General features: G+C 50.4%; 12 protein-coding genes. 1 reads left to right on the forward strand and 11 read right to left on the reverse strand.

Annotated elements, in window-relative coordinates:
• Positions 1-2: 2 nt before the first annotated feature.
• The 11 genes from BQ9846_RS06535 to BQ9846_RS16500 form a co-directional block, all read right to left on the reverse strand.
• A complete protein-coding gene (locus BQ9846_RS06535) occupies positions 3-842 on the reverse strand; it encodes a tetratricopeptide repeat protein (protein WP_075880013.1) in 840 nt (279 codons plus the stop codon).
• 276 nt (positions 843-1,118) lie between these two features.
• A complete protein-coding gene (locus BQ9846_RS16975) occupies positions 1,119-1,379 on the reverse strand; it encodes a hypothetical protein (protein WP_075880017.1) in 261 nt (86 codons plus the stop codon).
• 147 nt (positions 1,380-1,526) lie between these two features.
• Positions 1,527-1,898, reverse strand: coding sequence for an RRXRR domain-containing protein (locus BQ9846_RS16980; protein ID WP_075880022.1), 372 nt, complete (start codon positions 1,896-1,898; stop codon positions 1,527-1,529).
• Positions 1,895-2,008: an RRXRR domain-containing protein gene (locus BQ9846_RS17090; protein WP_075880027.1), complete on the reverse strand. Its 114-nt coding sequence runs from the start codon at positions 2,006-2,008 to the stop codon at positions 1,895-1,897. Before BQ9846_RS17090 ends, BQ9846_RS16980 begins: the two co-directional genes overlap by 4 nt.
• A gap of 462 nt (positions 2,009-2,470) precedes the next feature.
• A complete protein-coding gene (locus tag BQ9846_RS06560; RefSeq protein ID WP_075880035.1) occupies positions 2,471-3,808 on the reverse strand; it encodes a methyl-accepting chemotaxis protein in 1,338 nt (445 codons plus the stop codon).
• 57 nt (positions 3,809-3,865) lie between these two features.
• Positions 3,866-4,474 carry a DUF6436 domain-containing protein gene (locus BQ9846_RS06565; protein ID WP_075880037.1) on the reverse strand — a complete coding sequence of 203 codons (609 nt, stop codon included), beginning with the start codon at positions 4,472-4,474 and terminating at the stop codon, positions 3,866-3,868.
• A gap of 246 nt (positions 4,475-4,720) precedes the next feature.
• Positions 4,721-7,183, reverse strand: a complete 2,463-nt coding sequence (locus BQ9846_RS06570) for a sensor domain-containing protein (protein ID WP_075880039.1) — start codon at positions 7,181-7,183, stop codon at positions 4,721-4,723.
• A 63-nt stretch (positions 7,184-7,246) separates the two neighbouring features.
• Complete coding sequence (locus BQ9846_RS06575; protein WP_144049391.1) at positions 7,247-8,164, reverse strand: sensor domain-containing diguanylate cyclase; 918 nt, start codon at positions 8,162-8,164, stop codon at positions 7,247-7,249.
• Entirely contained in the window at positions 8,164-9,012 is an 849-nt protein-coding gene (locus BQ9846_RS06580) for an EAL domain-containing protein (protein ID WP_083651501.1), read from the reverse strand. The genes BQ9846_RS06575 and BQ9846_RS06580 overlap by 1 nt, the downstream gene beginning before the upstream one ends.
• A gap of 1,125 nt (positions 9,013-10,137) precedes the next feature.
• Positions 10,138-10,299: a hypothetical protein gene (locus BQ9846_RS16770; protein WP_165697903.1), complete on the reverse strand. Its 162-nt coding sequence runs from the start codon at positions 10,297-10,299 to the stop codon at positions 10,138-10,140.
• 475 nt (positions 10,300-10,774) lie between these two features.
• Complete coding sequence (locus BQ9846_RS16500) at positions 10,775-11,440, reverse strand: hypothetical protein (RefSeq protein ID WP_144049392.1); 666 nt, start codon at positions 11,438-11,440, stop codon at positions 10,775-10,777.
• Between the two features lie 336 nt (positions 11,441-11,776).
• Between BQ9846_RS16500 and ugpB the strand changes: the two genes are divergently transcribed.
• Entirely contained in the window at positions 11,777-13,099 is a 1,323-nt protein-coding gene (ugpB, locus tag BQ9846_RS06590) for a sn-glycerol-3-phosphate ABC transporter substrate-binding protein UgpB (protein WP_075880044.1), read from the forward strand.
• The last annotated feature ends 23 nt before the right edge of the window (positions 13,100-13,122 follow it).

Raw genomic sequence — 13,122 nt, forward strand, 5'->3', positions numbered from 1 at the left:
GTTCATGATAGGTTATTATTATCAACGATAAGTAATCGATTAAGCTGTTGTTTTAATATTTTAGAAGGCTCATGACCTTGCGCTGACGCTTCTCTCAGCCAATTGTAAGCGGTGTATATTTCACCTTGGAATAAATATCCGCTGGCAAGTTGGAGCTGCGAAGGAATATGTCCGAAAGTGGCGGCTAGTTCACGCCATTTTTTCGCTGACACATGGTCAACAAACTCAGGATATTCACCCTCGAAAAAAGTGGCTAACCGTGCCATGGCGTCGGGTTGCTCTTCTTTTGCGGCTTGAGATAAATACCAAATACCATTTTTGATATCTCCATGCGACGCATTTGATGAAAGGCAATAGATACCTAAGTTATAAGCTGCTTCAGATGACCCCAACTGCCGTGCATAAACAAAAAGTGACAATGATTTTTCACGATCTTGTTGCACTAAATCCCCCCACCAATAGTGACAACCCAGTCGGTTAATTGCACCAGGATGATGTTGACTGCACGCATCATAAAGTAGGGCAATCGCCATAGACGGTGAGTGATCGACCCCCTTGCCTTTGAGATACAGTAATGCGAGGTTATAAATAGCATCCAAGTGCCACTTTTTAGCTGCTTGCTGCCAGTACTCAGCGGCAACGGCTACGTTTGGTGGCTTATCGGCACCATTGTATGCACGAAGCCCCAACATGAAGTTCGCCTCACTATCTCCCTCTTCCCCAAGCGCTTTTAGCTCATGAAGAAATGACTGCTTGAGCTGATTCACGTTTGTTACCTGAGGACCTGAAGAGCTAGGCTCAGGGTTGATAAAATTCAAACGGTTTAAGTCACTAAAGTGCATAAAAAAGCTCCAGCTACTTCGTCGGATTCTGCGCAAGATACCCGGAACTTTGAGTGCCGGGAGGGATAACGCATTGCCCATAGGGCGACTGGGTTACGCCACTGCCTGTCCCGCTCCTCCTGTTGTTGGCTAATGGATGAATAGTATTAGGTGATAACCATAGCCACCATCCTGCTGAATCTGAGTGCAGTGCATGTACGAAATCCCTGACACGTAGTCGTGTTCTGTCTGGATGTCATAGCTGTCATTTTTACGCACCGCGATACGGATGTCGAACTACTGGCGCTTGTACTTGGTGCGGCTACCACTAGCCCCTGTCACCACGGTGGCTTTGAGCGCAATAAATAGCGTCCAGCGCGTGTCCTTGACCGCATTGTCATCGGGAAAGGGTTGCTTGAGCTGGCGCTGTAAGCACTCCAGCTGTACGTCTGCTGACAAGCCGTTGGCCTTGAGGCGCTTTTTCAGCGCTTTGCCGATGGCGTAAAGTCCGCCGACGGAAACGCTTCTTGGCCTGGTTGCTAACGCGTTTTGAGCCACCGCGCGAGCTCCTCACCACGTGCTCTAATTCTAGTGGCATGTCGGAGGCTCCAGAGAAAGCACTCTCCCAGTCCCATTACTCGCGAACCCCGTAGCCGAGCAGAGCGCCTTGCTAGTATTCAACGCCTCTGATCTCGCGGTTGTCGTTCAAACCGCACCAACGCATAATTGATCGCAGTGATCAGCGCCTGCTTGCCTAGCCGCTCCATCCTCGCCATGACGGTATCCATGATGCTGTATGCCGTGTGGCAACCAGCCGGTTTTGTGCGTCCGGTTGTCGAAACGCAGCGTTCGGTAGCGCAGGTTCTTTGACCGGCGACGGCGGCGAAAGCCACGACGCTGCTCCGATGCTTTTTGGGTCTGGAAGCAGCGATGCACCAGATCAAACAGATACAGCACATGGCGCTGGCCATCGTACGGTTCACGCATCAGCGCCAGTCCGGTCGTTTTGATGCCAAGGTTAATGCCAAAGCAAAGAGCTTGTGTGTCAACGCCCACCCAAGCTTGGAGCAGAATCACCGGCAGCGTTTACGCACCACGTCGCTCCCACGCGGCAGTAGCAAGCTTGCGCGCTTTTCGCTACACGGCATTAACGGCTGCTTGTGTTTATCTAGTACGAAAACCGTCATGCGATTTCCTCCTTAACCGTACCCTTACGGGTCTCGTGTCGCGGGGCGTGCGCCCCGTCTCCCCTCGGGAATGTCGATAACCGGCTCCTGCGTTTCCGCAGCGATCAAGACCTTCGGCGTTTTACCTTGCGCCAGCATGATCCCGACCTTCCAGAGCGGCAGGCTGAGGAAGCACCTGCCAATGGGCTTTGACGACCTGTTATCAACGTAGCGGCTATACCGCCCGCTCTCCCTGGTCAACTAGGCTTGTTGTCACAAGCCTCTCCTTTCAGAGAGGTAGTTGACAGCATTCAACATTGCACGACGTCTATTTCGTCCTCTGTGATAAACGGATAATTCGCCTTATCGTAATTTTTTCATGAGGATGAGACTTTGATGTATGTGCGTTATCGCACAGACGTCACTTACTTACTAACAGTTAGCGGTTTTCCCCGCTGTTTGATAATGAAACGTCAACAGGTCCTAGTCCATAAGGAATCTTTTCTCGCTGTCGGCATCGCCCTCTGTCTGACGCTTGAGCGTTTCAGCGAGGCCTTCTAGCTCACTGGACGTATCCGACAGCTCCTCAGCCAGATTGGACGAATTTTGAGCAACTTGTTGGAGTTCGTGGTTCGAAGCACTAATCTGCTCAATTCCATCTGCTTGCTCTTTTGTGCTGGTAGACACGCCCTGAATCAAGGTCGAAACGCTTTCAATCTGAGGAATCAGCGCTTTAATGCGATCCGTGGCCTTGTTGGCAATCTCGATTGAAGCATTCGATGTCTTGGAGATGGTTTCCGCAGCTTTTCGGCTTTCTTGCGCTAGTTTTCTGACTTCCTGTGCCACCACGGCAAACCCCCGTCCCTGCTCGCCTGCCCGCGCCGCCTCAATAGACGCATTCAGTGCCAACAAGTTGGTCTGGAAAGCAATGTTATGAATCAGAACAATTTTGTCCGTAATGTCTTGCATGGCTTCACGGGTTTTCTCAACGTCCTGGCTGCTCTCAGATGCTTCTTTGACTAGCTGACTGGCCACAGACTCTGTCTGCCTTGCACTGTCGGCGTTTTGGGAGACAGAGGCTGTCAGTTCTTCAAGCGATGATGAGGTTTGCTCAATCACCGAGGCCTGCTGAGCAGTCGACGACGACAAATTGCTCGACGCTGACGATACATTGACGCTGAGGTCAACCACCTTGCCGGTGACGCCAGCAATTTCCTGGAGAATGTCTTGCTTTTGATATTGGAGTTTTTTCTTCATCTCTTCGCTTGCTGTCAATGCTGTATGCGCATCCGTGAACTGCCGTGCCATGCCGTTGACAATCAGGATCAGAATAACGGTTTCAACCACCAGATACGCAGCATGCAGCATGATGATATTGAAGCTGGCTTCAGGCAGCACCCAGACACCGGCACCTTGTGACTGCATGAACCAAAAGCTTAGATGGTGGACGGTCGCTGTTACCGTGCCTGCTAAAATGACCCGCCAGTCCTTGTAAATCAGCAGGAAGGCGAGAAGCACAAAGAGTCCGAAGTGAAACTCAATAATGCCGTGCATTTGATGGATATGCAGGCCTGTCAGCACCATGAATGATATGCCGATGTATAATCGAGTCATCAGCTGGTCAGCATGAGCGTATACGAGATACACACCGAGCAAAGCGGTAGGCAAGCCAATTAAAACAGCCTCCCACCAAGTGTTGTTAACGGGCGCGAGGCCAAATCCAAGGGCAACAAGCAGGCCGAGCACCCAAAGCATTTTGCGGCTAGAGCGCGCCCAGTCATCGCTGAAGATGGCAGGATTAAGAGGGGTTAAGTTAAGCATTACTTTTGCTGCTCTCAGTAGGAAGGACAAGGGAATTTTCGGATTTTAAAAGTGCGACTATATAGACGGCCAGTCGCAGTAACAGCCGAAGCTGGAAATGTTCAACCATGGCACAACAGATTCTTTCGCTATCATATCTTCGAGAATAATATCGACAGGGCTATCGTTGTCAGCAGTGCAAAGCGCCCCATCACTAAAAGGACCAGAATAGATCAGATCATGGGTCTCGTCGGTAATAATGGCAGAAGGGCTGCTGATGCCATTTATGGTGTTAACCACCATTGCCTCAGCGACCCCTGGGAAGGTATTGAGTGCATCTGCTTTTTCGTTTTCGCGGGGCACTGCGACAACAAAACGAATCCCTTCCGGCGCATATTCAGCAATAATATCTTTAATGTGTTTGATACTGAATCGGCTACAGGGGCAGCCCTCATCCCAAAGAATGACGAGGTGCTCTTGTGTAACAGGAACGTCTGCAGCCGGCAGGTTATCTGCGACCTGTTGAGCAATGTCTGCTGAGAATTGTGCCAGGGTTTCAGCGTCGGCCCCTTCACCAAACGCGCGTAGATCCTTGAACATAAAATACCAAAACAGATAGACCATCGTAATGGCCCAGCAGGTCACAAGGAGCGTTAAGCCCAGCGTTCTTTTTGATGGGGTTTGCATAGGCTGGCTGATCCAAATGACGATGATAAATAAAGACGAGTATGCTCTATTGTCGGCTTATAGGTCATAGTGAATTGATTTAAATTTGCGCATCAGGCCCATGAAATAGAGCATTGCATTTTGCTGCGCCTCTTTTGGTGGTTCACAAAGCAGCTATTAGCTGTCGGCAACTCTATCGTTCAATACATTATTATTGTTTTCTATCTTTGCATATCAAGCATTCTACTTATTTTTCTTTTAAAGCAATCACTTGTTCGACGGCAACTGGCCACGTTGTGCCAATAGACGTTTAAACGTCTCCGCTCTTAACGGCTTACTATAATAATAGCCTTGTCCAAAAGGACATCCCAGTTCCCGCAATGCTTCCCCTATCTCGGCAGACTCGATACCTTCGGCTAAGACATCAGCGTCCAGCGGAGCTGCCAGCATGATCACCGCTTTTACAAGATCACGACTGAAGGCATCGTCAAGAAGATGAAACACGAAACCTTGATCAATTTTAATCTCATCAACCGGGTATTGTTGCAGATAGAGCAATGAAGAATAACCGGTACCGAAATCATCTAATGACAACCGTACGCCCATATCGCGTAATGCATTCATTTGTGAAAGTAGGGTATCAGAGGCTTCACTGAAAACACTTTCCGTCAACTCTACCACTAGCAATTCCGATGCTATGTCGTACTCTTTTAATACATGCCTAACTCGCTCTGGCAAATCGCCATTTTGAAACTGGATGAGTGATACGTTAATAGAGATGCTGACCGGATCAAAGCCTGCATCACGCCACTGTTTTAAATGCTGGCAAGCATTGCGTAATACCCAGTCACCAATGGGAGCAATCAACTGACTCTGTTCCGCAATAGGAATAAAAAGGCCAGGCGACACAAAGCCTTTCACGGGGTGATGCCAACGTAACAACGTCTCGCAGCCCATAAGCTTCTGATTTGCTAAATCCACCTTCGGCTGAAAATAAAGCTCAAACTGGTTTTCTTCGAGCGCTTGACGCAACTCACGAGTTAACTGGATACGTAGCTGGCTCGCTCTTTTGAACTGGTGATCATAGGCGACCCAAGGGGCAGACAGTACTTCTCGGTGTTGGAAAAGCGCGCGCTCCGCTTCACGTAAAAGCTCTTGGATAGAGCGCTGAGATGTATCAAGCCGCGTAAAGCCTACACGGACCGACAGCTCAATAACGGTTCCCTCCAGCTCGATTGGCATCGTCAGCGCATCAATCAACTGCTCAAGATTTTTTTCTAACGTAATCTCGCTTTTTCCATCAATAGGCAACGGTAAGTACAGCGTAAACTCATCCCCTCCAATGCGACCGGCAAGCCGCTGTTGAGCACTTCGTTGCATCAGTCGACGACTGAATTCAATCAGCAGGGCGTCACCAGCATCATATCCATACGCATCATTAATATCACGCTGCCCCATGATATCGACCATCACGACCACCCCTTCAGGCTGCCACCCTTCTTTTTCTATATATGCTTGCAGCTCTCGGGCAAAGCCAACACGGGAATAAAGCCCTGTTAATGGATCCTCAAAGGCAATACGGCTAAGTTCTTTCTCAGCTCTTTTAATAGCCGTGATGTCTTGCTTGATCGCGACGAAATTCGTTATTACCCCAAGGTCGTCTTTGAGAGGCGCGATCATTTCTCGCTCCCAATAAGGCGTGCCATCTCGACGGCGATTTTGTATCTCCCCCGTCCAAACATGCCCCGCTTTGATTGTCTTCCACAAGTCGCGATAGGTTGCTTTTGATGTATGCCCGCTCTGGATACGTGCTGGCGTGTCGCCTTTCAACACATCGCGCGAGTAGCCTGACACCTGCTCAAACGCCCGATTGACATATTCAATATGGCCATTGAGATCAGTAACCGTGATAGGTGCCGGACTTTGTTCTGTGATGTAAGCCAGTCGGCGCAGCTCTTGCTCTCGCTCACGTCGTCGAGTGACATCCTGAAGCGCGCCCCTTACGCCAATAATACGCGCGTCCACGCCCAAAATAGGTTCACCAAGCGTACGAACCCACACACGCTGTCCATTAGCCGATAAAATCTGCAGTTCTTCATCGTAGGGTATGCCCTGCTCAACACACGCAGTGAAACACTGGCGTATTCTTTCGCGATGCTCAGGAATATAGTATGCAAGGGCTTGACTAAAAGAAGGTGAATAGCCGTGCGGCATACCGTGAATGTCGGCAACAACATTCGACCACTCAATGCGATAGGTACTGAGGTTGATAAACCAACCGCCAAAACGAACGGTCTTCTCGGCCATTTTGAGCAACTCGGCCTGACGCGTGAGTTCATCCTGGGTGACGGAAATATCGGTAATGTCGTTTTGCAGGGAGATATAATGCGTCACGCGTTGCTGCTCATCGCGAATGGGGCGAATACTCCAGCGCACGCGATAAGAAGAGCCGTCCTTACGGTAATTAACGGTTTGGCCATCGAAAAAATCCGACTGTACAAGTGATGTGCGCAGGCGGCTCAACACGCTACGGTCCGTCTCAGGCCCTTGCAATATTCGTGGCGTTTGACCAATCAGCTCATCTTCTGCATACCCCGTCTGCTTACAAAATGCCGCATTCACATACACAATTTCAGGACCGGGCGGCTCAAGTTGCGCCGTCGTCATAAGCACTGCACCGTAGGCTTGGTCGATAGCGTGACGGAATAAGGTATCTTGCAAGGCCAGCATATAAGCTCCATCTGCTGCTTAGTCCACCACGCGCCTAGCGCAGCCGACGTCATGATTAGGCTGCTAAGGTGCGACGATGATCGTATCTCGTCCTAAGTTTTTTGCGCGGTATAGCGAGTCATCTGCGCGCTTGATGAGTGTGTCGTTGCTCTCTTTTGAGCTAGGGTCACATCCGCACTGCGCCACACCAGCGGAAAAGGTAAGCGTCAGTCGACGAGGTGAAAAGCGCATCACGCGTATTTCTTCACATACACGCGCTATCGCTTGGCGTGCTTCTTCTTTGTCAATTCCCGGCATTATTAGCATGAACTCTTCACCGCCTAAGCGCACCGCACTGTCGCTGTTACGCAACCCTTGCATGAAAAAGTGGGCAAACTCCACCAAGACATCATCGCCCACATCGTGACCGTGGGTGTCATTAATGCGTTTAAAATGATCGATATCTAAGATGGCAATACACAGCACAGTACCATAGCGGTGACAACGCTTTTTTTCAGAAGTGAGTCTTGCAAGCCCTGCTCGACGGTTTAATAGCCCGGTGAGTTCGTCGTGGTGTGCCAAATAATCCAGCCGGTTTTCCAGGCGCTTACGGTCAGTAATATCATTAATGTACGTGATTTTATAAGGCTTTCCATCTTGCCCCGCAATAATGGTGGCATACGCCAAGATGGTACGGCGACTGCCGTCTTTGCGTTGAACTTCCCATTCTTGTCCCGACGTTTCTGCTGCTAAGTCGCGAAAACACTTGTCATGCAGTGCCGTTAACGCCTTCCGCTGCGGTGTGGTCACCACCATGGTAAAATGCTGACCAAGGAGTTCCTTTTCCTGGTAACCGTAAAACTCACAATAAGCCTGGTTCACCATCATAAAATACCCGTCGGCATTTGTGGCGCACACGCCAATCGGCGCCGCATGAATCATACGACTCATGTTGTCATCGGCAGGCAAAAAGTCTGAGATAGTATTCATTAGCGGAGGCATTACGAGGCACCTGTTACATCGGGATCTGATACAAACAGCGTGCTGCCTATTGGTGGCAACGTCACTGATGGTAGGCGCTCCATTGCAGCGAATGCATGCTCAATATCCGCGTCTGTTAATACAGCTTCAAAAGCGGGCCGAGCAAAAAAGAAACCTTGCTGCAAGGGAATCCCCGCTTGGTATAACCACGTTGCCTCTTCAGCGGTTTCCACTCCTTCTGCTACCAGTGTGATGGGCAAGGCAGCCGCTAACTGAATTAACGACGTCAGCAGGACCTGGCGCCTCTTATCGGTATCACATCCCATGACCAGCGACCGATCAATTTTTAGCTTATTGGGGTATAACGTTGTTAGCAGATCCAAGTTAGCGTAGCCGTTGCCAAAATCATCCAGTGCCACGCCAAACCCCATCGTTTTATACGCGTCAATAATGTCGCGGATATGATCACGGTTCGGGACCTGCTCAGTTTCAGTGATCTCGAAAACTAAGTTATCAGTGGGCCAGCCCACCCGGCGTGAAACCTCTAAAGTCGCTTGAATGCAGGCCTCAGGCTCATACACCGCATTTGGCAAAAAATTGATGGAAAGCGGTGTTTTCATGCCCAACTCACTCGCAAGCTCTATGGCTTTAACACGGCACGCTTGGTCAAAACGGTAGAGTAAATCGTCTGTGACAAGGCCAATGATATGCCCCGCGGACTCTCCGTTGATGCCACGCACTAATGCTTCATGGGCGTGAATCACACGCTGTCGCACATCCACAATCGGTTGAAACGCCATGGTAAACGCAAAAGGCAGTGCACCCTCGCAGCGCTTGCAACGTCCTTGTACCCTTGCACATTGGCTCATGACCTTTATCTCCTAGAACGGTGTCATCCACAGTGGCGCCATAAGGCATCTGCTAATCCACTCAATGAAACTGCCTCGTTAAAAGCGCGACCACATAAGCAAAATGGCTTAGCTCAAATCTATACAAAACCTTTACATAAAGAAAGCGTTTTCCGTATGTCGAGGGTATGATTTGGGGTAGTCTAAGGCGTTAAGCTTATTTATACCATTATAGTATGAGCATAATGCTTAGTAGCATAAAGGGTGCCATTTTTAACTTTATTCATCACGGCAACGGTAGCGCCATTATTTAGCGCTTTATGGCACGTAATGCGCGTTTTTGGCTATCTGACGTCTTTTTGACGGTTAATGAGGCAGTATTGTTTTTAAGCGCTTATTTTTTATCGCGTTTTGACATAGGTAGCGACCTCTTGCCCACGACCTGTCCTCGGCTTTTATCCGATGATTGTCGTACGCCGGTGAAGTAACTGAGATTAGTTGGAGAGCGGCTGCAGTCGTCGGATGCGTGAAGTAAGCGAGGCCACCACGTATTGGCTGCCACGCCAATACGTATACGGGTTTGGCGAGCTTTTACCGTGAAGGTCGCCGCCACGTTCAATACCTACTCACGTCTAGTATCTCCCCCACTTTCCACAGCGAATTCTATAACTACTTGAGTGGATGATCGTTGTTGGTCACGAGTAGCACGTATGCCCGTTGCTGGTGACGTCGCGCCCGGTACGTGGACGCCCCAAGGCGAGCGGATAGCACAAGCTTACTTAGATCGCTGGGCCTGCGAGGAGAGGTACCGGGTTCACTAAGCAGGGCTTTGACCTGGAGGGTCGCTTCACGACACTGCAGAATCTAGTGGCGCTGGCGCGTTTGGCCTGGGCGTTGCTAGCGGCCTATCAGGGTCGAGCACCGGCGTTGGTGAAGCACGGTAAACGCCAAAAGCGACCTAAGCGGCTGACCCTCCCGTTCTACAGCCGGCAACGGGGCTCGCAACATTTGTTTGCTAGGTAGAACCATCTACTACCACCTGTGGCAAAGCCCCTCTGGGACCGAAGAGCAAATACCGAGACTGTTCTCAATTTCTGGGAAGTTATACCGATGACGCGACAAAAAATGGGGAGGCGCTGGTCAGCTTTATTTCTTAAATTTTGCTTTGCAATTACCGCTCATGCACATAATACAGTAGTGTTTCCTGTCCTCGTGTTTGGTACCTTTAGCGATAGCAATGCCGCAGCTGTTACAGAGCAGGGTGCCAATGCCTTTTTCAAATTTTACAACTGCATGTTCGTAGCTCATATAATGCTCCACGAAGGCCGAGAGTAATAGCGTGTCGGAGAATTCCGCCCCTCATCTCACTTCTGATCAGACGGTATTATCGGCCATCAGTTCAACCGCCGCTGATTCTGACGAGTCATCAAAAAATTCGGTGCTATGCGTCACAGAACCTCGCTTTATTCATCACGCCGACGGTAGCATCGTCATTTAGCGCTTTACGAGTACGTAATTCGCCCACTTCTACTAATAGACACATTAAGGATAATGGCGCGGGTTATCGAAGCGTCGCTTTGCCGACATAAAGATTTCGGTGATTTTCAACCCAGTTGTCCAAATAGCCGCGCTTATGCGACTTGTTTATTGCGCTCGATACGACGCGGCCACTTTCAGAGAATTGATCAGCTTCGCCAGCAGCCCCTCAGTACTACAGCCATAACTAAATCAATTACATACACTATAGCTTATTTAGCTACGGCTGCAGTACCTAGAGTTATTTTTAACGTAAGTATATTTGCCCCTGCTCATGAAGAATGCGGCAATCGTTGGCGTCATGATAACGATCCTCAGATACATTATTAGAATTTACGCCTGGCCCATCAAAACGCGGATCATCGCACTCACCGTCATTGGCCCAACGGCTGGTGTTATCGCCCCATTCAATGCTATCAGCTGCTGCTGATGAAATATCGAAATCTGGCGTCCTTTCGGAAATATACAAGGTAGACTGAAGATAATCACCAGAAGCTACATAATTTCCCAACCAGATATTGTAGTTACCTGAAGGAGGGTTTTGCCATTGAAGCGCTGGGTTAGTACCAGAAAAATCATCATTGCAGTGCCAATTACCCGCTGCATCAAATACCACAAGCGTAATATCATCTTGTGATTCCGCAAAAATTGAGAGCATATGGTCGCCTGCCTGATAGTTAAGATCCAAGTCAGGCGAGTTGCTCACGTATCCACGGCAATGTGAACCCACCTCACTCGCAGAACGGCTTCCACCCGCAACTAACGCAGTGGCGTGCGGATCTGGATAAAAGTTTGCAGACAAATTGATAGTGCCAGAAATAGGCTCCTCCTCCCAATTTAGCGCCAAAGCAGGTGACGCTAACGCTAATAACAACGACACGAGTACGACCGAATCAATACACTGACTACCCATAATGCTTCCTTCCATATCTCGAGTTTTGATTGGCAATTTTCCTTTTTCAGCTGGCGCTGCGCCCTGGTCTTGCTGGGCATCGTTTCAGACAAGCCTTCGTGAAGCAGCCCGCCATCAGGCATTATGCGACGCATAGCGCTAAATTCGTAGGGATACGCCAACCTTAACTTAACACCTAAACCTGATTATTTGCTGCAAAGCACATGTACTCGCCTAGAAAGTGTCTTTCATTTGAAAACTTACTGTCCTTCAAATGAAACAAGCCTCTGTTGAAATGCTCCTCACTATCCGGCGACGGGTGGTTTTTCGCCTTAGCCACCGCCTCAACACTCATCGATGGAGCAGATCATGTTGCGTAAAACAATCGTCACAATGGCCTTGTCAACGATCGCCATGCAGGCACAGGCCGCGCAGGAAATCCAGTGGTGGCATGCGCTGGGAGGACAACTCGGCGAAACCGTCGAGAAGATGGTGGCCGAGTACAATCAGTCCCAGGACACCTATGAGGTAAAGCCGGTCTACAAGGGCAACTACACCGAAACCATGACCACCGCCATCGCCGCCTTCCGCGCCAACGAGCAGCCACATATCGTGCAGGTGTTTGAAGTAGGCACCGCCACCATGATGAACGCGCAGGGCGCCATTTATCCGGTCCACAAACTGATGCAGGACGCCGGCAACCCAGACTTCTCTTCCGAGCCTTACCTGGATGCGGTTGCGTCCTACTACACAACGCAGGATGGCAAGCTGTTGTCGCTGCCGTTCAATTCGTCGACACCGGTCATGTTTTACAACAAGGACGCCATGAAGCAGGCAGGGCTGGATCCGGACCAGCCGCCACAAACATGGTCTGAGCTAGCGGACATGTCACGGCAGATTATCGACGCCGGTGGCGCTACGTGCGGTTTCACGACCGGCTGGCCCTCCTGGATTCAGATCGAGAACATGTCCGCCTGGCACGACAAGCCGATCGCCACCCAGGCTAACGGCTTCGGCGGCCTGAACACGGAGCTGTTGATCAACTCAGGCTTCCAGGTCGAACATTTGCAGAACCTCACCGATTGGCAAGAGGACCGTACCTTTGTCTATGGCGGCCGCCGCGGCGATGCCAATCCGCTGTTCATGAACAGCGAGTGCTGGGTCGTGATGAACTCTTCCGCTTACTACGACACCTTCGCCGAGGGCACTGATTTCGACTGGGGCGTGGCCATGCTGCCCTATTACACCAACGAAGTGGAAGAGCCCCAGAACTCCATCATTGGTGGCGCCACGCTATGGGTGCTCAACGGTCACGACGAGGCGGAGTATGAGGGTGTCGCCGACTTCTTTGGGTACCTGTCCAGCGCCGAAGCACAATACTTCTGGCACGACAACACCGGCTATGTGCCGATCACGGACGCCGCCTTCGAACTCGCCAAAGAGCGCGATCTCTACGCCAGCAAGCCCGGCAAGGACGTGGCCGTGCAGCAACTCACGCTGAACCCGCCAACGCCCAACTCAAAAGGCCTGCGTCTGGGCAACTTTGTTCAGATCCGCGATATCGTCGAGCAGGAAATGGAGAACGTCTTCGTGGGTAACAAGACCCCCCAGGAAGGCCTGGATGACGCGGTCACCCAGGGCAACAAGCTGCTGCGTAAGTTCGAACGCGCCAACGATTAAGTCCCTCATCGACGAGGCGGGGA

It is taken from the genome of Vreelandella massiliensis, from assembly GCF_900155385.1.
GTDB lineage: Bacteria > Pseudomonadota > Gammaproteobacteria > Pseudomonadales > Halomonadaceae > Vreelandella > Vreelandella massiliensis.